Here is a 21,214-nt window from a genome sequence, read left to right as displayed (position 1 = left end):
TTAAAAAGTGGACTTTTCATTTCTTTCATTGCGCCCGATCATTTCCACTTCGGTATGCAGTTCAATCTGATAGCGCTCTTTAATTGTCGCCTTCACATGAGCAATGAGATCAAGGACATCCTGTGCTGTCGCGTCTCCCAAATTGACGATGAAATTAGCGTGCATCGTTGATATTTGCGCGCCGCCGATTTGATAGCCCTTCAAGCCCGATTCCTCAATCAATTGCCCGGCATACTGCGGGAGCGGATTGCGGAACACACTGCCGCAAGTCGGATGCTTCCATGGCTGGGATTCACGGCGATAATCTTTATTCGCCTGCATTTTTTTCACAATTTCCGTTTTTTCTCCGCGCGTTAATGCAAATTCAGCCTCAAGGCAAATTCCTTTTTCCTTTTGCAGCCTTGAAGTCCGGTACGAGAAATCCATCTCCTCATTTGCAATCCATTCCAGCCGTCCATCGGCAAATAAAACCCGCGCTCTCGTCAAAATTTGCGAAATGTCGGAACCGTGCGCACCAGCATTCATGAACACCGCTCCGCCGACTGAGCCGGGAATCCCCCCGGCGAATTCCAGTCCGCTTAACCCTTGACGGCTAATCACAGTGACAAGTTTTATAAGCGGATAGCCGCCCCCAGCCCGGACCAGTTCACCATCAACCGTCAGCTCATCGAGCCCTTTGCCAAGCTTAATCACAACCCCTTCAATTCCGTCATCGGCGACAAGCAGGTTGGAGCCTCTGCCAATGACCCGCCACGGAACGTCATGCTCTGCAATGACCTCCATCAGCCGTTTCAATGCGTCCAGGCTGTACGGCTCAATTAAGACGTCGGCCGGTCCCCCTATTTTCCATGTTGTATGATTGGCCAATGGTTCCTGTTGTTTGATCAAACCAAGCTCTTCCTGCTCCATCAGCTCTATCAGTTGCTTTATCATGTTCATCCCTCATTTCATTCGTCGCACAATCTCTTCTATTTGTATGCTGTTGCCCAGGTTATCGTGAAACCTCGCTCAGGACATCATACAGCCGCCGGGCCGCATCCGGAACACCGAGTTCTTTCGCGGCAGCATGCATACTGTTCCACTTCGTTTCATCGGTCAGAATGCGGTCAATATCTTCAAGCAGCGTCGTTCCGCTCAGCTCCTGCTCCTTGCGAACAAGCGCCGCCTCATTCTCCGCAAGCGAACGCGCATTTTTTTCCTGATGGTTGTTCGTCACATACGGACTTGGGATCAGGATGCTCGGCAGGCCCAACGCCGTAACTTCGGCAAGCGTCGTCGCCCCGGCCCGCGCGACAATTAAGTCAACAGCCGCGAGCACATCGGGCATATTATGAATAAATGGCTTAATGACGACATTATCAGGCTGCTTCCCTTTTACCGCCTCGCCGACAGCATCAAAATGCACGCTTCCGGTTACATAGACAACCTGATATGGCTTTTGTGAAAAGCTCTCAATCACTGACAGAAAGGCGTCATTGATCGGCCGCGCTCCACGGCTGCCGCCGACAATCAGCACCGTCTTTTTTAACGGATCAAGACCGAGTGACTGCTGGCCGGCGCTGCGGTTTACATTCTGGACTTCGGACGCCCGCGGATTTCCGGTAAAGATCACTTTCTCTTTCGGGAAGAACTGTCCCGCTTCTTCAAAGCAGATCGCCACCCGGTCAACGTAGCGGCTTAAAAATTTATTCGTGAGCCCAGGTACACTATTCTGTTCATGGATTACCGCCGGGATGCCCATTTTCGCCGCCGCATAGACAACAGGCCCGCACACATATCCCCCGGTGCCGATCACGACATCGGGCTTGAACGCTTTAAGCATTTTCTTGACCTGCGTCGTTCCTTTTAAAAATCTCATAATCGTTTTGACGTTATCAAATGACACCTTCCGTTTAAACCCCGTTATATGAATCGTCTGAAACGGAATGTTCTCGCGCGGTATAATTTCACTTTCCAGCCCTTTCTCTGTTCCTATGTATAAAATCTCCGCATCGCGATCTTGTTTTTTAATTTCATTTATTAATGAGAGAGCCGGATAAATATGACCCCCGGTTCCACCACCGCTAACAACTACTTTCATCCGTTACCTCCAACTGTATAATTCAAGCACAAAGCAGATTCCCATTGTATCCACTATTTCCATTTTATCACGAACATAACTTGGATTATACCGTGAACCTATGTAATCTTTTCGATTTTCATTGTTTGATGTCAAAAGGCTGTGAACCTGCATCGCGGGCTGCAACCTCATTTCGCTCTCACCGCTTACAGGTGTGGCACAAGGGAAAGCAGCCCTTTTGCCACACCTGTTCACACCCGGATATGCCGGCTGATATTTAGCAGCACGCCTAACGAGACAAGCATCAACGTCAATGATGAGCCGCCATAGCTGAGCAGAGGTAATGTGATCCCTGTTACCGGCATCAGCCCGGTGACAACGCCAATATTAATCATCACCTGGATCGCAACCATCGAAATAATCCCAACCGCAAGGAAGCTGCCAAATAAATCCGGCGCCCCTAAGGCGATCCGAATGCCGCGCCACAGTAAAATTCCAAATAAGCAAAGAACAATTGCCCCGCCGATGAAGCCGAGCTCCTCGGCCAAAATCGCGAAAATAAAGTCGGTTTGCGGCTCTGGTAAATAAAAATATTTCTGCCTGCTTTCACCGAGCCCCATCCCCATCAGTCCGCCTGGTCCGATCGCATATAGCGACTGAATGATCTGAAAGCCGCTTCCTAACGGATCGGACCACGGATCCAAAAATGAAGTGATCCGCTGAATCCGGTAGGGAGCTGAGGCGATCAGGGCGACAAACCCCGCTACTCCGAGCAGGCCAAGCCATAAAAAATGGCTTAACCGCGCTCCGGAAACAAAGATCATGATCACACATGTGCCGACCATCACCGCTCCGGTGCCAAGGTCGGGTTGAAGCATAATCATGCCAAAGGCGAGCAACACAAGAGACAGAGAGGGAAGAAGCCCCTTTTTAAATGAGACAATCTTCTTCTGGTTTTCAGACAGAAATTTGGCAAGAAAGACGATCATCGCCATCTTCATAAACTCCGATGGCTGAATCGAAAATGCGCCTACCCCGAGCCAGCTCCTTGCCCCGCCCCGCACCAAACCGACTCCGGGGATCAGAACGATTACGAGCAGCAAAAAACAAACGATCAAAATCAGCTTGGCCCATGTCCGCCATGTCCAATAGTCGACTTTCATCATGAACAGCATCGCCACAACTCCGACGCTTGAGAAGAAAAGCTGGCGCTTGGCGAAGAAAAATGAATCGTCAAAACGATATGTCGCCCAGGCTTCGCTGGCACTGTAGACCATCACTAGCCCAATGACGAGAAGAGCTATCGTGGTTGCAAATAATACATAATCAGGTGTTGCTTTTGATTTGGCCACTGAAAACACCTCAATCCACCGCAATTTAAGTCAGGTCTCACCTTAAATGTATGCGTGGACAAAGCAAAACATGTCCCATAAGAAAACCCGCTATGCGGGGTTTCTTAGTAGCGGCGTGCGGAGCCGTTACAACGGTTTTTGTTCTTGATGAAAGCTGGGGTCTTTCATCGAGAACGTAACGCGCGAAGCCGACGCCCTTCATTGAGTTATCCCAATAGTTTTTACACGCTATGCGGGGTTTCTTAGTAGCGGTGTGCGGAGCCGTTACAACGGTTTTTGTTCTCGATGTAAGCTGGGGCCTTTCATCGAGAGCGTAACGCGCGAAGCCGACGCCCTTCATTGAGTTATCCCAATAGTTTTTACACGCTATGCGGGTTTTCTTAGTAGCGGCGTGCGGAGCCGATGCTCCTCCTCAAATCCACCTGCAACCTTTTATCCTTTCATATGCGCTGATGCCTAAGAGACCCCTGAAAAATCATGACGAAAAAGCTGCTGAAAAAGTGAAAATCGTACTTTTTCAGCAGCTGCTCCTATAAAGGCTTTTTTCTCCCCTTTAAGAGATCCCACTTCGAATTTAGCCGTGAAGGGCCATAACCGCTTCAGCGAAACGGCTGCCGCGCTCTTCAAATGTTTTGTATTGATCCCAGCTCGCGCAGGCAGGTGACAGCAGAATCACATCATTTTCCTCGGATTGCTGATACGCTTTCTTCACCGCGTCTTCCACCCATTCAGCGAACAGAACCGTTTCGATTCCGGCCGCTTTCGCCGTCTTGGCGAGCTTATGCTTCGTTTCACCGAACGTAATAAGCGTACGAACATTTTTCAACGAAGGAATCAGCTCGTCAAATTCATTGCCGCGGTCAAGACCGCCGGCAAGCAGAATAATCGGCTGCTCAAAAGCCTCCAATGCTTTTTGCGAGGCAAGAATGTTCGTCGCTTTCGAATCATTATAAAAGCGTCGGCCATTCACTTCCCGGACAAATTCAAGCCGGTGGGCGACACCGCTGAAAGAAGTCAGCACCTTAACGACTTGCTCTCTCTGTGCACCCATGCTGAGAGCTGCTCCAATCGCCGCCAAAATATTTTCAATGTTATGCGCGCCCGGTAAGACGATCTCATCGGTATGAATAATCGTCTCGCCCCGATACGAGATGACCTGATTTTGACAGGAGACGCCTTCCGGAAGCTCGCGCTTGAGCGAGAACGGCAGCAGCCGGGCCGTGCTTGTTGCCGCGACCGCCGCGACAAGCGGATCATCGGCATTATAGACAAAAAGGTCCTCTTCCGTCTGATTTGCGGTGATTTTTGCTTTCGCCTGTACATAAGCTTCCTTCGTGCCGTGATAATCGAGGTGAGCATCAAACAGGTTTAACAGGACGCTCACTTTTGGCTTAAAGGATGTCGTTCCCTGCAATTGAAAGCTTGAGACTTCAAGAACGAGAACATCGTCCGCGCTCGCCTGCTCAGCGACTTCACAAGCTACCGTCCCAATATTGCCGGCGATCAACGGTGTGCGCGCTCCGCCCTGCAGCATTTCATAAACCAAGGTCGTCGTTGTCGTCTTACCGTTTGAACCAGAAATTGCAATAATTTCCGCTTCGCTCAATGCGTAAGCAAGCTCAATTTCTGTCACGACTTCTATTCCTCTTGCCTGCGCTGCCTGAATGATCGGGTTCGTATAAGGAATGCCCGGGTTTTTGACGATAAGCTCAAAGCCCTCGTCTAATAACGACAATGGGTGTTCGCCACAAACGACCGACACACCTTCCCGTTCCAATTGCTTCGCCTGCTCATTTTCGTCATAGGGCTTCGCATCATTCACAACGATCTCAGCTCCAAGTCTCAGTAAAAGACGAGCTGCCGCTTCACCACTTTTGGCCAGGCCGAGGATCAGTATTTTCTTTTGTTGAAATTGCTCAGCTGATTTCATGCTACATCCACACCTCTATATAAATTCCAATGACCGCCAAGACCATCCCGACAAACCAGAAGGTGACAACAACCCGCCATTCTGACCAACCCGATAGCTCGTAGTGATGATGCAACGGACTCATTTTAAAAACACGCTTTCCTCTTGTTTTAAATGAAATAACTTGAATAATGACCGATAATGTTTCAATCACAAAGACCCCGCCGATAATAATCAGTAAAATCTCCAGCTTCGTCATAATCGCGATCGCCGCCAACGCTCCTCCAAGAGCAAGCGAACCGGTATCACCCATAAACACTTTAGCCGGGTGAGCATTGAATACAAGAAAGCCCAGCACTGCACCGACAACGGCCGCACTAAAGATCGACACATCTATCAGTTCAAGATTCCAGGCCAAAACGGCAAATGCACCAAAGGCGACAGCTCCTGTACCCGCAAGCAATCCGTCCAGTCCGTCGGTCAAATTAACGGCGTTCGATGCGCCGACGAGCATCACGATGACAAGCGGCAAGTAAAACCAGCCGAAGTCAAGCGAAAGCGACGTCGCCGGAATCGCTACCTCCGTCGACAATCCCATTTGTCTGAGACCGAAATAAAACAGGATGGCAATCAGCAGTTGACCGGCAAGCTTCTGTTTCGAGGTCAACCCTAAATTCCGCTTTTTGACTACCTTAATATAGTCGTCAAGAAACCCAACAAGTCCGAAGCCGACCGTTACGAGCAGAAGAAGGGCGATCTCCTGACTGAACGCCAAAAAGCGCAGCGAAATAAACAAGGAGGCAAACAGAATGGAAAGAACGATCACGATTCCTCCCATTGTCGGTGTCCCGCTCTTCTTCTGATGGGATTTCGGACCCTCTTCCCGGATGCTTTGCCCGAATTTCAACCTTCTTAAAAACGGAATAAAAAGGGGCGATAGAATGACTGCGATGACAAATGATAAAACTAATGTCAGCAATAATACGCGCTCTAGCATTCATCATTCCCCCTTTCTATCGTCTGATAAGCGTCAATCACATCTTCCAATTTCATTCCTCTTGATGCTTTAAACAAAATCGCCGTTCTGGCATCAGCAAGTGTTCGTATGTAAGCGGCCGCTTCATCCTTCGAGCGTGCCCAATGAATGACCAATCCTGCCGTGGTACTTTTGATCGCTTCAGCCGCGATCCACCGTGCTTTTTCGCCAATGCAAATAAGGTGGGTCAGCGGTTCGGAAATCACTTCGGCTACCTTTCGATGCAGCCTTTCCTCATCGGCTCCAAGCTCATACATATCGCCGAGAACGGCTATCCTTTTTTCAAACCCCGGCAATCCTTTGACCGTTTCAATTGCCGCCATCATTGAGGTCGGGCTTGCATTGTACGCATCATTAATAATCAGCTCTCCCAGCTTTCCCCGCTGCTTCTCAAGCCGCATTCCCGTTAAGGCTACAGACTCAAGTCCGCGCCGGATCACCTCCTGTGGCACGCCAATTTGGTGCGCTGCCGCAATGCAGAAGCCGGCATTCTTTACATTATGCTCACCGAGCAACGGCAGTGAAAAGTGGCCAAGATCAGCAAATACAAAAGAATAGCCTGCCTGGCTTCCTTTCACCTCTGTTAGAGTGGCGGCACATTGCTCAGAGAAGCCGACCGTACAAGTCGCCTTTTCCCGGTAAGGCTCGAGCAGCGGCTCATCTCCGTCAATGATCACACTGCCGCCTTTTTTCAGTCCTGTCACAATCTCCATTTTAGCTTTGGCGATCCCTTCCCGGCTGCCAAGCTGCTCTAAATGGGAATCGCCGATATTGGTCACGATTGCCACATCCGGCCGGGCGATTTCACTTAATAAGGCGATTTCGCCAAAGCCGCTCATGCCCATTTCCAAAATGAGGTACTCACATGTTGCTGGCATCGCTAAGATCGTTAATGGCAAGCCAATATGATTGTTATAGTTTCCCTGTGTTTTATATGTGTTCTTGTGCAAAGAAAGAACAGCAAATAACAAATCTTTTGTCGTCGTTTTGCCGTTGCTGCCGGTCACTCCAATCACGACCGGATCAACCTGTTGGCGATAGGCTTTGGCCATCTGCTGCAGCGCGACGAGCGTATCCTTGACAAAATAGAGCTGAAAGTCATCGGGCAGCTGCTCAGGCAATGGATAATCCACTTGCCATAATGACGCTGCCGCTCCCCCTTCTATTGCCTGAAGCAGAAAGTCGTGACCGTTGAAGCGATCGCCGACGAGCGGAACAAACAAGGAGCCAGGCTCCAGCTTCCGCGTATCGGTCGCAACAGAACGAAAGCCTTCTTCCCGCTCCTCTGCCTCTAATCTGGTGGACTCGAACAGCCCTTGTAATAAAGCTGGACTTAACATGAAGACATCCGCTCCTTTATCGCCCGTCTCGCTACTTCGCGATCATCAAAGTGAATCGTTTTGCCATTTAGGATCTGGTATGTTTCATGCCCTTTTCCGGCAATAATGACGATATCTCCCGTCCCGGCTTCCGCCACCGCACGTTTGATTGCTTCTTCCCGGTCCAAAATCACCTCATACGTCCCTTCTTCTACGCCGGTCACCATATCGGCAATGATCGCTGCCGGCTCCTCAGAGCGCGGATTATCAGAGGTGAAAATAGCCTTGCTCGCATAGTCAACAGCGATTCTGGCCATAACTGGCCGCTTTGTCCGATCCCGGTCACCGCCGCAGCCGACGATCGCTATCATGTCTTTCTTCGCAAATTCACGCACGGTTTTTAATATATTTTCAAGACTGTCGGGTGTATGGGCGTAATCGACAATAACCGTATAATCCTGCCCTTCATCCACCGTTTCAAACCGCCCGGCCACGCCTTTCACCTGTTCGAGGCTCGCTTTGATTTTTTCAAGCGGTTCTCCGAGTACGAGAGCGGCCGTCGCAGCGGCAAGCGCATTGTAAACGCTGAACATCCCGATCAGCCGCATCGAAACCGTCACTTCCTCGTTAAAGGCCGTTAACCGGAAGGATGTCCCTGATGCCGAAATACGGATGTCCGTCGCCTTCACATCAGCCTGTTCCTTAATCCCGTACGTGACGACGGTTGCTGCTGTCATTCTGGCAAGCTCCTGTGAAGCGGCATCGTCGGCATTGAGGACGGCAACCTTATCACTGAACGTATTTCCTAATTGAGCAAATAAAAGACCCTTTGCGTATAAATAGGCATCAAGCGTATCATGATAATCAAGATGGTCCGGAGTTAAATTAGTGAAGACGGCGACGTCGAAATCACAGCCGCGCACTCTCCCCTGATGCAGAGCGTGGGAAGAAACCTCCATCATCGCCCGATCGACCCCGGCCTCTGCCATTTCAGCAAACAGCTGCTGAAGCGTAAGCGATTCTGGCGTCGTATTTCTAGTTTCATACTGCTCGTTTCCAATCTTTGTATACATCGTTCCAATTAATCCTGTTTTCTTTCCGTCATCCTGCATGATTTGCTCAAGCAGATGAGTGACCGTTGTTTTCCCGTTTGTGCCGGTGACACCGATCAATTTTAGTTTCTTTGTCGGATTATCATAAAAATGGCAGGCAAGCTGAGCCATTGCCCGCTTCGTATCACTGACAATAATAACGGGAACCGAAACCGGCAACGGCCGTTCCGCAATGATCGCCACCGCCCCGCGCTCCTCAGCCTGCTTCGCATAATCATGCCCGTCAACCGTATAGCCTTTCACACAAAAGAAAGCCGTCCCTGCTGTTACCTTCCTTGAATCCATCTCCAAAGAATGGACAACCGGGTTTTCCGTGATCTCATTGGCCTGAAACCGTAACGGTGCTATTAAATCTTTTAATTTCATCATGTCCAAAACCTCTCAATCCATCATTTCGCACTCTAGTTGGCATGTGCACACTAGGATTATTTTAGACGTTCTCTCTCTATTTGTCACCCATATAAAGGCGGATTGTCGATCCTGTTGTCACTTTTACGCCCGGCTCGGGAGACTGGGCCAGTACATTTTGCCCTTCACCCTCCACTTCGAGCTGCAGCTCATAATAGGAATCGAAGATCTCTCTTTTCGTTCTCCCGATTAGATCCGGCACCTCAATCAACGGTTCATCGCTCCAGACAAGCTCTTTTTCAATTTGTGTTTCACGCGGCTCGACCCCCATCGCTCTCAAGCTGTCGCCGATAATTTTTCCAACAATTGGCGCCGCAACAATTCCGCCAAATTGCAGGGTGTCCTTCGGATTATCAACCGCGACATAGACGACGATTTGCGGGTCATCGGCAGGGGCAAACCCGATAAACGAGACGATATGGTTATTTTCCAAATAACGCCCATCCTTGGCTTTTTGCGCGGTTCCCGTCTTCCCGCCGACGCGGTAGCCATCAACAAAGGCTCCTTTCCCCGTACCAAGCGCGACTACACTTTCCAGCGCGTATCGTAGCTTCTCTGATGTTTCCGCGGAAATTACCTGGCGCTTTGCTGTCGGTGTCTGAGCCTCGACGATTTCTCCTGTCAGCGGATCGATCCATTCCTTCGCCAAATAAGGCTGGTACAAATAGCCTCCATTGATGGCAGCGGACACGGCAGTGACCTGCTGAAGCGGTGTTACAGCCACCCCCTGGCCGAAAGCGGTCGTCGCCTGCTCAAGCGGGCCGACGTTTTCCCGATTAAACAAAATCCCGGTACCTTCCCCCTGTAAATCAATTCCTGTTTTTTCACCAAAACCGAAATCCTCAATGTAATCAAAGAGCCGATCTTTACCAAGCCGTTCTCCCAGGACGACGAAGCCCGGGTTACACGAATTCTGGACGACTTCTAAAAACGTCTGCTGTCCATGTCCGCCTTTTTTCCAGCAGCGCAAATTTCTTCCTGACACTTCAATATAGCCCGGATCATAGAATGTGTCGCGCTCCAGATCGACCTCCCCTTCTTCCAGTGCGGCGGCCAATGTAATAATTTTAAAGGTTGATCCTGGCTCGTACTGCATCCAGACAGGCTTGTTCTGGTTATAAATTTCCGGTGGGACCTCCTGAAATTCTTCCGGGTTATAATGCGGGCGGCTGCTCATCCCAAGTATTTCTCCCGTATTCGGATTCATCGCGATTGCAATCGCCCCGTCCGGGTTATAGGTTGCTTCCGCTATATCGAGCTCCCGCTCGATGATCGTCTGCACCCTGCTGTCAATCGTCAGCCTCATGTCAAGCCCGTTAACCGGAGCCGTATATTCATCAGCTAAATTCGGCATCCGGTTACCTTTCGCTGTCGAAAAAAAGGAAACATGCCCTTTCTCCCCTTTTAATTGTTCATCATAATACAGCTCAAGGCCGGTCAGGCCCTGATTGTCAATCCCGGCAAAGCCGAGCACGTGGGAAAGATAGCTGCCAAATGGATAGTGCCTTTTACTATCTTCGGCAATATAGACACCGGCTAAACGCAAGGCGCGCACTTCACTTGCTTTTTCCTTCGTAATTTTCCGTCCTTCCGGATTGATCCGGACGATTGATTCCTTTTTTGTGACCAGTTCATATGCTTTTTTGTGGTCCATATTCAAGACCGCAGCCAGCTGTTCCGCTGTCTCGACAGGGTCTTGGACTTGGCGCGGCACGACAAGAATTGAGGGAGCACTTACATTTGTAGCGAGCACAACATCATTCCGATCAAGAATTTCTCCCCTTTTCGCTTCAAACGGAACATCGCGGCTCCAGGAGTCCTCCGCCCGATCGGTCAACCAGTCGCCCAGCGCAAATTGCACATATCCAAGTCTCAGTCCAATGATAAAGAAGACAGCAAGTCCAGCAAAAAGCACAAAAATAAGGCGTTTTCGTACTGTTACATTCGACACTCGCACAATGATCCCCCCGTATCTCTGTTCTTGTATCAGCGTATGCTTGTACGCAGATGATTAGAACAGCACGGAGGGACACCTGTCTCGATCAGTTTACCGATTATTCAATTTGACCTTCCAGCTCTTCCTGCTCCCCTTCACTCGTCTCATCTTCCTCACCGGTTTCCTCTGCTTCTACATCCCGACTCGGAGGCGCAAGTTCAATGACAAAGAAATCTCCTTCATTTATCGCTCTTCCAGGCTCAACATTTTGCGTCGTCACAAAGCCGTGACCGAAAATCGTCGGCCGCATCCCCATTACTTCGGCAAACTTTCGCACGTCGCGATTGGACCAGCCTGTCATATCCGGCATCGTCGCTTGTTCACTATCTGTCCGCAGCATTACTTTCTCTCCCGGCAGGATGCCTTTCCCTGCCACCGGCTGCTGGGCAGTAATCGTCCCGCCATTGCCGAGGATGACCGGCTCGATCCCCTCCGCAGTCATTTCCTCTTGAACCTTTGCAAGTGGCTGACCTACATACTGATTCGTCACATAGCCTGTCGCGATCTCTTCTTCGATTTCTTCCAACGTCGGTGTAATGTTTAAATATTGCAGACTGTGCTTCATTATCGTATTGAAAATCATTGCCGTCGGCTCACTGCCAACCTCATAGTTCTCAATATTAGGACGCTTGACAGCTACATAAACCATGACACGCGGATCCTCTTTCGGTGCCATCCCGAGAAATGAGAAAATATTTTCCCCGTGGCCGCGGATGATCGAACCATCCTCGTTTCTGATTTGCGCCGTTCCTGTTTTCCCGACGACATCGAACCCTTCCAAATAGTAAGGGCGGCCTGTCCCCGCTGGTGAGGTGACAACCTGCTCAAGCAAGTCAATCACTTCAGCAGCCGTTTCTGCGGAAATTGGCTCACCGACTACTTTAGGTTCATTTTTTTGGACAACTGTATCCGTATTCGGGTCGACGATCCGGTCAATAATATAAGGCTTCATCATCTTTCCTTCATTAGCAATCGCTGTCGCCGCCTGAATCTGCTGAATCGGTGTCAGCGCAGTCCCCTGCCCTAAAGCGGTTGTTGCCGCGTCAATTCGGTACTGATCAGCTATTAAACTCGTAGCCTCATTCGGCAAATCAATTCCCGTCGGCTCATAGAATCCGAAGCGCTGCCAATACTCATACAGCTTTTCCCTGCCGAGCACCTCGAGCGCGATCTTCGAGAAGGCAACATTCGAGGAACGCAAAAGCCCTTCATTATACGTGATGACGCCCCAGCCGCGGCCGCCGTTATGATCTGGGATTGAATCAGGACCGATCTGATAGCGACCGGACTGGTACGTGTCTTCGCCTCTATATACCCCTTCTTCAATCGCCGCCGCCAATGTGAACATCTTTACCGTTGAGCCAGGCTCAAACCGGTCGGAGACAGCATAATTCGTATAATTTGTAATATCCTCATAATGATTCGGATTGAAGCTCGGCCGATTACTCATTGCCAGAATTTCTCCGGTTTTCGGATCGGCCACAATCGCGATCATCTTCTCCGGGCTGTATTCCTCCTCAACCTTCGTCATGACTTGATCTAGCGCGGTTTGAATGTTGGAATCAAGCGTTAGATAGACATCGTGACCGTTCTTTGCCGGGGTGATGGTCTGCTTAGGATCAGGCAGCGGAATCCCTTTGCGGTCACTTTGATATTGAATCACGCCGTCCGTTGGCCGAAGCTGCTCATCGAGGCTGCGTTCAAGCCCCATTCGCGCCGTCGCCATATCACGCTCTGTATAGCCGATAACATGCGAAGCATACGTTTGTTTCGGATAGTAACGCCGTGGTTCCTCTCTGAAAAATATCCCTTCAAGCTGGAGGGAACTGATTTCCTCCATTCGTTCATGCGTCATATTTTTCGCCCCTGAACCGAGCTCGACCTGAAAGCGGTCGGAGGAAAGTAGGGAGGTCAACTCGTCAACCGGCATATTAATATACGGTGAAAGCTTTTCCGCCGTGGCGCGCGGGTCCTTGACATAGCTTCGCTGCTCCTCGTCCAGAATCGCAAAAGCGGTATAAGAATTCAGCTCCGTTGCCAGCACACCGCCGGAACGGTCATAAATCGTCCCCCGGACCCCTTTTAATACTTGCGAACGCGTCCAACGATCCTTACCGAGAGCCTCCAGATCCGTGCCGTTTACTTCCTTACTTGTTTGAATAAAGATAAACCGGCCCACCAATACAACAAAAATGACCAGCACACATAACAAAAGAACAACCGCCCGCTTATTCATCACATTCCGCTTAATTTCCAAATTACTCACCTCATCCCATAACGTGATGTTCGAAAAACACCTGCGCGGAGCCAGGGCCCTCCTGCCATTCGGCTAAGAGGACCGCTATATTTTATCGATTTCTACATCCGCGCTTCTTCCTTTTACGAGGAAAAACTAGCCCTGTAGCAAGAGCTAGTTATTCACGACTTTCACTTTATTGTCATCCAATGTCATTCCGAGTTCCTCAGATGCGAGATAGAGAATCCGGTCAGGCGCGCTAAGCTCCACTACCTGTAGGGAGAGACCTTCATTCAGCTGGACCTGTTCAGCAATCAACGCTTCCAGCTCGTACACTTCCTGATTCGTCCCGTAAATCGTCGCGTAGTTATGTACAATCATACTTACCATAAGAAAGGTGCAGGCGACTATGAAACCAATGATTAGTTTTTCGCCAAAGGTAACATTCATTCGCACCCGGCGAACACGCGTTTTCGTTTGAACCTGCTGTTGCTTTTGCTCTTGATACTTACGTGCAACCATACTCATCGAACCCCTCCTTGTTATTGTTTTTCTGCTACGCGGAGTTTTGCAGAGCGCGCGCGGTTATTCGCTTGCAGCTCGTCCTCCGAAGCGACAATCGGCTTTTTGTTGACAAGCTTCAGGACCGGTTCATACCCAGCAGGAACAACCGGGAGACCTGGTGGTAAATCAGGGCCTTTGCTATTCTCCTTAAAGATTTCCTTACAAAGACGATCCTCAAGTGAATGAAAGGTAATGACGGAGAGACGCCCGCCTTTGTTAAGCAGCGAAATCGCATCCTCCAGCGCTTCCTCAAATGCACCCAGCTCATCATTCACGGCAATCCTGATCGCCTGAAAGGTCCGCTTCGCCGGATGCCCCCCCTTGCGTCGGGCCGGTGCCGGAATCGCTTCTTTAATGATCTCGACCAGTTCTCCGGTCGTTTCGATCGTTTTTCGTTCCCGATAAGCCTCGATCTTCCGCGCGATCTGCTTGGCAAAGCGCTCTTCGCCGTATCTGGCAATGATCGAATAGAGCCGTTCAAAGGACCACTCGTTCACCACCTCAAAAGCGGTCAGGGAAGCCGTCTGATCCATTCTCATATCCAGTTCAGCATCCTGATGGTAGCTGAAGCCGCGTTCAGCTTCGTCCAGCTGCGGACTAGAAACACCTAAATCAAATAAAATACCGTCAACGCCCGTTACACCATGCTTATGTAATTCCCGCTTCAAAAAGCGAAAGTTGCTGCGGATAAAGGTGACGCGCCCTTCAAATTCCGCTAAACGTCCCTTGGCAACCTCCAGCGCTTTGTCGTCCTGGTCAAAGGCATATAAATGACCCTGCGGTGAAAGCTGCGAGGCGATTAGCGCGGAATGTCCGGCTCCGCCCAGCGTGCAGTCAACATAAATACCATCAGGCTTAATATCCAGCCCGTCTACCGCTTCTTGCTTTAAGACTGTTACATGTAGAAACAATTCATCACCTCCATGACTGAAACCATGATCCTCTTCCTGCTATTTAGAGGTCAAAATCAACAATATTTTCGGCAATTTCGCTAAATGAATCCTCGGATTCAGCGAAATACGTTTCCCAATTTTTCTTGCTCCACACTTCCACCCTGCTTGACACTCCGATAATCACACACTCTTTTTCCAATTGAGCAAACTCACGCAGAGGAGAAGCAATATTTACCCTTCCCTGTTTATCCAGTTCGCATTCGGCTGCGCCTGAAAAAAAGAAACGAGTAAACGCCCGCGCATCTTTTTTTGTAAAGGGCAATTCTTTCAGTTGGTTTTCGAGCTTCCGCCATTCTTCAGGAGGATAGACAAATAAACATCGATCCAGTCCACGCGTCATCACAAATGATGATCCGAGACCTTCGCGAAATTTAGCCGGAATAATCATTCTCCCTTTTTCGTCTACGTTATGGTGATACTCCCCCATAAACATCCCGAATCCAACTCCCCCCACTTCCTACCCTTAAGTTACCACAACCCTCCACTTAGCACCACTGTAAATTTTGTTTTCTCCACAAAAAAAACTTGCTTATAAAAAGCAAGTTTTTTCGTTCTCATTCTTCCGACAGAAAAAAGAAACAATTATTTACAAATAAAAGAGCTTATGTCTCATATCTAAAGTTACATTAGTCGACAATAATCGGCGAAATTCCTCAATCCCGAGCAAATTCACAAATAAAATCGGATGAAAGACCCGCTCCTGCGGATGCTGCAGCGGGAACAGCCACCGCTCTGCCTCGGCAAATTTTTCAAGCATATGTTCATGCTGTTGTCGAACGAAATGTGCCATTCTTTTTTCTAAAAACTTCAGTTGATCCTCAATAATCAGAGCATTTTTTTCACCGAGCGCTGCCAATGTGACATCCATCTCTTCGGCCAACGCCCGCAATGGACGATGATAGCTCAGCATTTGCTCACGCACCTGTTGTGCAACTTCGTGAACCGGATAAGGATTCTGCTCGGCTAACCACGTCTCACGGATCTGCTCCATACCGCCGCTTAAAAATGGTTCAATTTCATAATCAAACTGGTCGAGCCATTTCTGAACTGCGGACGGAACGATCGTTCCCTGATAACGCGGGATGACGGGCGGCACCTTCCAATCAAAATGATGAAAAACTTCCTTTAAGGTAGCCCAATATAATAATTCACCAGGACCCGAGACAAAAGCAAGCACAGGCAGCAGCCATTCCTGCATTAACGGTCTCGTCACGACATTGTTGCTGAAGCGCTCCGGCTCCTGCTGCAAAAGCTCGCGCAGCTCACGCTTTGAAAAACGCAACTTGCTCCCGCGCACGACAAAGCTCTCATCCTGATAATCGAGTCGCTTCCGCTCGCCATTCACTTCGAGAAAGAGATGGGCATTTTCTGCTTCGGTCACAACCGGGGTGCCGTAACCCGCTTCAGCAAAGGCTTGCGCTCCCCTTTTCTGGGCGGCTTGAACGTCCTCAACTTCCTCGATCAGCCGTTCAAAGTAAGGAATCTCCAACCGGCGAAGCAGCGGATCATGAGCATCGAGCAGCAATAACCCTTCATGACCGAAAAACCAGTTCATTACCTTTTGAAAGAAGCTGACATAGGTTATTCCTTCCTCAAGAAACCCTTCAAGCTTCCCAAGGAGTGTCTTTGTATAGGCGGTTTCCGGCAAGGAAGCGACGACCGTCCGCAGCCACTGCCTCAGCTGCTTTTGCTCGAGTCGCAGCTTAGACGCTGAATTAGCCGCCCCACCATCGTCCAGCATATGTTTTTTCCACTTTTTATTTTTTTCAATATAGACATATCGTATTTCGTCAAGGTCATGATCTTCACCGGCAATCCAGAACACAGGGACGACTGGAAGCCCAAGCTCTTTTTCCTGCTGCTTTGCGATAAGCAAAACAGACATCGCTTTATACACAGTAAAAAGCGGTCCCGTCAACAGACCTGCTTGCTGCCCCCCTACGACAACGAGGGAGTTGGCTTGTTTCAGCTTTTCAATTTGTTGAGCGGCCTCTTCGTGATAAGACAGCTGGGCATGAACTTCCGTAAAGTATTCAGCCAACTGCTCCCTGTGAAAAGAACGGGAAAGCAGCTCTGCCGCTCTTTGCTTATACTTTTCTCGATCAAGAAAAGCATAGTCTAAAAAAGGCAAACATCGCTCCTTCCCTTCACGATAATCTTTCAAAAAGCCGGACCCGGATGAAAGATTCACTTCTCCAACTCTCATATGTAAAGACGTCCCTTCGTATTGCTAAATTCTTACCTCATCATAGCAAAAACTTTTGTGATCACCAAACATTATGAACTGGATCAGCTACTCAGGATGTAATCAGGCGCGAGATTAGTCCATAGCCACTCAGTACTAAGTAAAGGAAAAAGAATAGCAGGAAGTTAACGCGCCAGATTCCCTTTAACAGCTTGCGTGTATAAATATCTCCAGCCGCCTGCCAGTGAAGCCAGGTGAAAACCATCGCAATAAAAAAGAAAATCGCCAAAATCATCCATAAAAAAGAGCGCCCCCAAAGCTCGTACATGATAAAATAAACAGCCGCCATAAATAAGACCACACTTCCATCGGAGGCGACCCGTATGGCTCTTGCTTTCTTTTTTGTCAGTTTTACCGTTATCAGATAGAGTACATACCAGCCCAGCAAAGGCAGGGTAATGACTGTCGCGATAAACCATGAAAGAACCTGACTCAATCGTCTCCCTCCCTTCTTGCAGCATCTTCTTTTGCGATAATCGCTTTGTTAACAAAGTCCAGGACCGGCACGGCAAGCTGCTTTTGTCCGGCAAGCCTGACGAGATAGCCGGTAATACTTGAGATTTCTGTCCGACGCCGATTGGAAAGATCAACGAGCATGGACGACGTATTCGCCGCTGTCTGCTCGCAAACACGGACAACGTGAGCCCATCTTTTTTCGTCATCTTCACGCTCCAACACCTGCATTACTTCACTAAATATCGCCTTCATCATCTCTTTCGCTGCTTCGTTTTTAACGAGCTCGCCGTTTTTTACTGCCAGCAACGCGGTCAGTGGATTAATGCAGGCATTGACAATCAGTTTTTGCTGCAGTATATCGAGCCAGTCATCTTCATAATCAATCGGAAACGCCTCTTTATCAGCCCCCGCCACGAACAGTTCATCAAGGAGCTCGGCTCCTTTTCTGACGTATCCCCATCTCAAGCGGCCACGGCCGGTATGGCGGACGGTCTGATCATTTTCCCGTACGGCTCCATGCTCCATTACCCCAACGGCGACAGTCGCAATTGGCAGGTCCGCCAAGTATTCGATATGGGACAGCCCATTTTGCAAAAATAAAATCGCGAAAATCCGCTTCTCCCTCAATTGGAAAAGCACGTCTTTCACACTGTATGATTTCACGGTCAAAATCACGACATCGAGTTGATCGGTTTCCGTTAAATCGGCTAATGCTTGTGCTTTAACCGGTTTCAGCCGGGTCGCCCCATATGAATCGATCAACTTCAGCCCGTGTCTGTTGATTTTTTCCGCTTGTTCCTTTCGCTGTGTCAATAAGGTAACATCGTGCTTGTGGCCCGCCAGATAATAGGCCGCGAGCAGCCCGATTGCACCCGCCCCGACAATCGCAACCTTCATGCGTTCTAAACCCCTTCTTCTATCAACTAGTTTCACTTATGAAAATTGTACCATATTACTAGCCTTTCATGCCTATCGTTTATATTCTGATTATTGGAATTATTCCTGTTATGCTAGAAATTTTTGTTTTTTTAAACGCTTTCCCACCGACTTGTAGTAAAATAAAAGGGTAAAGACATAATCATTGGAAATCGGGAGGAATGCTAAATGGGAAATCATGAAGTGACACGCTTATTGGTGAACTACAAAACATTAGAAGAATTCAAGAACTTCCGAGAGTTCGGGGCTGCTGAACTTTCCATGAAAGATGATTTAGAAGCGAATATTATTGAAAATGATAGTGAATCACCGTTCTACGGGATTTATTTTGGTAAAAAACTGGTTGCCCGCATGAGCTTGTATAAAATCGAAGCGAAATTTGACCGTTATTTCGAACCGCCGCAGGATTATTTGGAATTATGGAAATTGGAAGTGCTTGAACCATACCGCAAGAAAGGGTACGGAAAAGCGCTCGTCGATTTTGCCAAATCGTTCAATTTGCCGATCAAGACGAATGCCCGTCAAGGCTCCGGCGGTTTTTGGAATTATATGGGTTTTGAGCCTGTTACATACCAGCCGGCGCGCGACCGCGGAGAAAGCCCGTATGTCTGGTATCCGGCAGGTGTCCAGGAACAGCAGGAAAACACCTCTCCGGTCAACGTCGAGTCAAACGAAGAGCTTTAAAGAAGTCAGCCGGCCGGCAAAGAGAGAGACGATGACAAAACGGGTTAGCATGTAGTAGCAATCGCTCTACTTTGCCTTCATCCCGTTGCTTAGGGGCCGGGGAAAAAGGTTAAATCACCTTTTCCCCGGCCCCTCTACGTTTCTATGCTCTGTGCACAGATCACTGCCCTACGATTCTGCGGCATGCTGATAGCCCGACATTTTTCTGGCGCGATCCATGATCGACAACAACGCGCGGTAATCTTCAGCCATGATCCGTTTATCTTCTTTTACTTTTTCTAGTTCCTGCTTTAGCGCTTCATTTTCTTTTTGCAGGCTTTCCACATCTTTCGCTACAGCCTGCTGCTGGTTTTGATGATAATCGTGTAAAAAGTCAAGCACCTGCTCCATCGTCAACGGCGCCGGCGCAGCATTTGTCCCGACGGTCACGACCTCGCTCTCCCGCTTTTGCTCCGCCTCTTGTTCTGTCTGCTCAGCTGGGCTCTTTTGAACGGTCAGCTCCTCACTGGCTTCCTCCTGCCATTTGCTCTCCTGGACCGCTTTTCCTTTCTTATTTTTCGTGCGCTGCTTCTTTGCGAGCGCGATTGCCGATTCATATTTTTTCCGGATCGTTGAGTTCCAACGGAAACCGCAAGCCGCACTTGTCCTTGAGAGCCGCTCGGCAATTTCCTCAAACGCGGCAAGCTGAGTGCTTCCTTCCCTGATATGTCTGAGAACAACTTCAGCTAAAATTAAATCTTCATCTGCAGTCCATGCATCTTGTCGGATTGTGGTCATAGAATTAGCCCCTCCCTAAAGTTTCGTTGCTTATACTGTATGCATCTACTAGAGTAGAAAGACGTACAATTAAGAAAAACGCCAAAGGCATTTCCCCGCTCAAGCTGAGTTAGTTTATCCTGTCTGAGTCTTTCAACAAAAAATTATGCCATTCTATTAGAATTATGACCAATTGTTGATAATGTATTCACTTTCTCATAAGGAGGGCTGTTTATCGGCATACAAAAAAGAGGGGATCCAAAAGGTTTCGCTTAACCTTTTGGATCCCCTCTCTAATTGAATCCAATGATCAATTATTTGTTAATAACTTCCTGGCCTTTGTAAGAGCCACACTCTTTACAAACACGGTGCGCAAGCTTTAATTCTCCACACTCAGGACACTTCGTCATGCCAGGTACTGCTAACTTATAGTGAGTACGACGCTTATTCTTACGAGTTTTAGACGTTCTTCTAAAAGGTACTGCCATCATTCCCACCTCCTTACAGAATTCAATTCTTCAATACCAGCATATGACTGGCTTTATGAAATGAAGGCCGAGCAATGCCGGAGCTTCGATTTTCCTATTCCTTATCAAAAAACTTCGCTAAATCAGCAAGCCGCGGATCAATCCGGTTTTTCTGCTGTTCTTCCGTGACAAGCTCCCAATCCGTTCCTGATGGTGGTGCCTGACGCTGCGCCTCATCATCGGCATAAACCTGAATCGGAATTTCAAGCAAAATCCGTTCCTTCACGTAAGGAAGCAGATCGATCGATTCCCCTTCAATCGGGTGAATATCATCATCTTCCTCATCCGCGATCCACTCATCCGCCGAAGGATGAAAGCGTTCAGAAACGTTCAAGTCAATCGGAAAACGGACATCTGCCAACGTTCTTGCACAAGGCAGAATTAATTCACCTGATAAATGAAGCTTAAATGTCCAAAGCGAACGGGAAAACGTCACCTCTCCACGAACGTCAATGGGAGAGACAGCGCGAATTTCCGCATTTTGTTCTTTTAAGCTCGTCAGATCAACGGTTTCCTCAAATGTAAACGGCTTATGCTTAGCAGCCTGAAGCTGCTGAAGAGACCATTTCATGATCAATCACCTCTAAGACAACAAAATTAAGTATAGCTCTCCGCCTTTTTTTTGTCAACCTTTTTTCTTTACAGCGGTTTGTCTATAATAAACAT

Annotated in this window: 19 protein-coding genes; 1 reads left to right on the top strand and 18 read right to left on the bottom strand. The window is 48.8% G+C overall.

Annotated elements, in window-relative coordinates:
- From murB to M3212_RS00915, 15 genes are all read right to left on the bottom strand, one after another.
- Positions 1-930, bottom strand: coding sequence for a UDP-N-acetylmuramate dehydrogenase (gene murB, locus M3212_RS00985; RefSeq protein WP_251192238.1), 930 nt, complete (start codon positions 928-930; stop codon positions 1-3).
- Between the two features lie 61 nt (positions 931-991).
- Positions 992-2,080 (bottom strand): undecaprenyldiphospho-muramoylpentapeptide beta-N-acetylglucosaminyltransferase, encoded by a 1,089-nt coding sequence (murG, locus tag M3212_RS00980; RefSeq protein WP_251192058.1) that lies wholly within the window; start codon positions 2,078-2,080, stop codon positions 992-994.
- A 230-nt stretch (positions 2,081-2,310) separates the two neighbouring features.
- Positions 2,311-3,411 (bottom strand): stage V sporulation protein E, encoded by a 1,101-nt coding sequence (gene spoVE / locus M3212_RS00975; protein WP_251192057.1) that lies wholly within the window; start codon positions 3,409-3,411, stop codon positions 2,311-2,313.
- A 574-nt stretch (positions 3,412-3,985) separates the two neighbouring features.
- Complete coding sequence (gene murD, locus M3212_RS00970; RefSeq protein ID WP_251192056.1) at positions 3,986-5,341, bottom strand: UDP-N-acetylmuramoyl-L-alanine--D-glutamate ligase; 1,356 nt, start codon at positions 5,339-5,341, stop codon at positions 3,986-3,988.
- A 1-nt stretch (position 5,342) separates the two neighbouring features.
- A complete protein-coding gene (mraY, locus tag M3212_RS00965; RefSeq protein ID WP_251192055.1) occupies positions 5,343-6,317 on the bottom strand; it encodes a phospho-N-acetylmuramoyl-pentapeptide-transferase in 975 nt (324 codons plus the stop codon).
- Positions 6,311-7,696, bottom strand: a complete 1,386-nt coding sequence (locus M3212_RS00960; protein WP_251192054.1) for a UDP-N-acetylmuramoyl-tripeptide--D-alanyl-D-alanine ligase — start codon at positions 7,694-7,696, stop codon at positions 6,311-6,313. The genes mraY and M3212_RS00960 overlap by 7 nt, the downstream gene beginning before the upstream one ends.
- Complete coding sequence (locus tag M3212_RS00955) at positions 7,690-9,153, bottom strand: UDP-N-acetylmuramoyl-L-alanyl-D-glutamate--2,6-diaminopimelate ligase (RefSeq protein WP_251192237.1); 1,464 nt, start codon at positions 9,151-9,153, stop codon at positions 7,690-7,692. The genes M3212_RS00960 and M3212_RS00955 overlap by 7 nt, the downstream gene beginning before the upstream one ends.
- A gap of 79 nt (positions 9,154-9,232) precedes the next feature.
- Positions 9,233-11,152 (bottom strand): stage V sporulation protein D, encoded by a 1,920-nt coding sequence (locus M3212_RS00950; RefSeq protein WP_251192053.1) that lies wholly within the window; start codon positions 11,150-11,152, stop codon positions 9,233-9,235.
- A gap of 97 nt (positions 11,153-11,249) precedes the next feature.
- The gene (locus tag M3212_RS00945; protein ID WP_251192052.1) at positions 11,250-13,448 is read right to left on the bottom strand and encodes a penicillin-binding protein; all 2,199 of its coding nucleotides are present in this window, start codon (positions 13,446-13,448) and stop codon (positions 11,250-11,252) included.
- Between the two features lie 153 nt (positions 13,449-13,601).
- Complete coding sequence (ftsL, locus tag M3212_RS00940) at positions 13,602-13,955, bottom strand: cell division protein FtsL (RefSeq protein ID WP_251192051.1); 354 nt, start codon at positions 13,953-13,955, stop codon at positions 13,602-13,604.
- A 14-nt stretch (positions 13,956-13,969) separates the two neighbouring features.
- Positions 13,970-14,902 (bottom strand): 16S rRNA (cytosine(1402)-N(4))-methyltransferase RsmH, encoded by a 933-nt coding sequence (gene rsmH, locus M3212_RS00935; protein ID WP_251192050.1) that lies wholly within the window; start codon positions 14,900-14,902, stop codon positions 13,970-13,972.
- A 43-nt stretch (positions 14,903-14,945) separates the two neighbouring features.
- A complete protein-coding gene (mraZ, locus tag M3212_RS00930; protein WP_251192049.1) occupies positions 14,946-15,377 on the bottom strand; it encodes a division/cell wall cluster transcriptional repressor MraZ in 432 nt (143 codons plus the stop codon).
- Positions 15,378-15,530: 153 nt separating this feature from the next.
- On the bottom strand, positions 15,531-17,150 hold the full coding sequence (bshC, locus tag M3212_RS00925; RefSeq protein ID WP_251192048.1) for a bacillithiol biosynthesis cysteine-adding enzyme BshC: 1,620 nt from the start codon (positions 17,148-17,150) through the stop codon (positions 15,531-15,533).
- 91 nt (positions 17,151-17,241) lie between these two features.
- Positions 17,242-17,625, bottom strand: a complete 384-nt coding sequence (locus M3212_RS00920; protein ID WP_251192047.1) for a DUF3397 domain-containing protein — start codon at positions 17,623-17,625, stop codon at positions 17,242-17,244.
- Entirely contained in the window at positions 17,622-18,542 is a 921-nt protein-coding gene (locus tag M3212_RS00915; RefSeq protein WP_251192046.1) for a 2-dehydropantoate 2-reductase, read from the bottom strand. The genes M3212_RS00920 and M3212_RS00915 overlap by 4 nt, the downstream gene beginning before the upstream one ends.
- Before the next feature lie 207 nt (positions 18,543-18,749).
- Here M3212_RS00915 and M3212_RS00910 point away from each other — a divergent pair, with 207 nt between their 5' ends.
- Positions 18,750-19,265, top strand: coding sequence for an N-acetyltransferase (locus tag M3212_RS00910; RefSeq protein ID WP_251192045.1), 516 nt, complete (start codon positions 18,750-18,752; stop codon positions 19,263-19,265).
- A gap of 168 nt (positions 19,266-19,433) precedes the next feature.
- Here the strand turns inward: M3212_RS00910 and M3212_RS00905 are convergent, their stop codons facing one another.
- From M3212_RS00905 to M3212_RS00895, 3 genes are all read right to left on the bottom strand, one after another.
- Positions 19,434-20,042 (bottom strand): RsfA family transcriptional regulator, encoded by a 609-nt coding sequence (locus M3212_RS00905; protein WP_251192044.1) that lies wholly within the window; start codon positions 20,040-20,042, stop codon positions 19,434-19,436.
- 293 nt (positions 20,043-20,335) lie between these two features.
- Complete coding sequence (gene rpmF / locus M3212_RS00900; protein ID WP_251192043.1) at positions 20,336-20,509, bottom strand: 50S ribosomal protein L32; 174 nt, start codon at positions 20,507-20,509, stop codon at positions 20,336-20,338.
- Positions 20,510-20,603: 94 nt separating this feature from the next.
- Positions 20,604-21,119, bottom strand: a complete 516-nt coding sequence (locus tag M3212_RS00895) for a YceD family protein (protein WP_251192042.1) — start codon at positions 21,117-21,119, stop codon at positions 20,604-20,606.
- Positions 21,120-21,214: the final 95 nt, after the last annotated feature.

Source organism: Halalkalibacter oceani (assembly GCF_023715705.1).
In the GTDB taxonomy this organism is placed as follows: Bacteria; Bacillota; Bacilli; order Bacillales; family Bacillaceae_D; genus Halalkalibacter; species Halalkalibacter oceani_A.
The sequence above is the reverse complement of the archived record's forward strand: the minus strand, read 5'-3'. Positions and strand labels throughout refer to the sequence as shown.

What these genes read in the sequence shown, in the direction of transcription:
- murG (WP_251192058.1), bottom strand. Translation starts at nt 2,080, where the DNA reads ATGAAAGTAGTTGTTAGCGGTGGTGGAACCGGGGGTCATATTTATCCG.
- murD (WP_251192056.1), bottom strand. Translation starts at nt 5,341, where the DNA reads ATGAAATCAGCTGAGCAATTTCAACAAAAGAAAATACTGATCCTCGGC.
- mraY (WP_251192055.1), bottom strand. Translation starts at nt 6,317, where the DNA reads ATGCTAGAGCGCGTATTATTGCTGACATTAGTTTTATCATTTGTCATC.
- M3212_RS00960 (WP_251192054.1), bottom strand. Translation starts at nt 7,696, where the DNA reads ATGTTAAGTCCAGCTTTATTACAAGGGCTGTTCGAGTCCACCAGATTA.
- M3212_RS00955 (WP_251192237.1), bottom strand. Translation starts at nt 9,153, where the DNA reads ATGAAATTAAAAGATTTAATAGCACCGTTACGGTTTCAGGCCAATGAG.
- ftsL (WP_251192051.1), bottom strand. Translation starts at nt 13,955, where the DNA reads ATGAGTATGGTTGCACGTAAGTATCAAGAGCAAAAGCAACAGCAGGTT.
- mraZ (WP_251192049.1), bottom strand. Translation starts at nt 15,377, where the DNA reads ATGTTTATGGGGGAGTATCACCATAACGTAGACGAAAAAGGGAGAATG.
- bshC (WP_251192048.1), bottom strand. Translation starts at nt 17,150, where the DNA reads ATGAGAGTTGGAGAAGTGAATCTTTCATCCGGGTCCGGCTTTTTGAAA.
- M3212_RS00915 (WP_251192046.1), bottom strand. Translation starts at nt 18,542, where the DNA reads ATGAAGGTTGCGATTGTCGGGGCGGGTGCAATCGGGCTGCTCGCGGCC.
- M3212_RS00910 (WP_251192045.1), top strand. Translation starts at nt 18,750, where the DNA reads ATGGGAAATCATGAAGTGACACGCTTATTGGTGAACTACAAAACATTA.
- M3212_RS00905 (WP_251192044.1), bottom strand. Translation starts at nt 20,042, where the DNA reads ATGACCACAATCCGACAAGATGCATGGACTGCAGATGAAGATTTAATT.
- rpmF (WP_251192043.1), bottom strand. Translation starts at nt 20,509, where the DNA reads ATGGCAGTACCTTTTAGAAGAACGTCTAAAACTCGTAAGAATAAGCGT.
- M3212_RS00895 (WP_251192042.1), bottom strand. Translation starts at nt 21,119, where the DNA reads ATGAAATGGTCTCTTCAGCAGCTTCAGGCTGCTAAGCATAAGCCGTTT.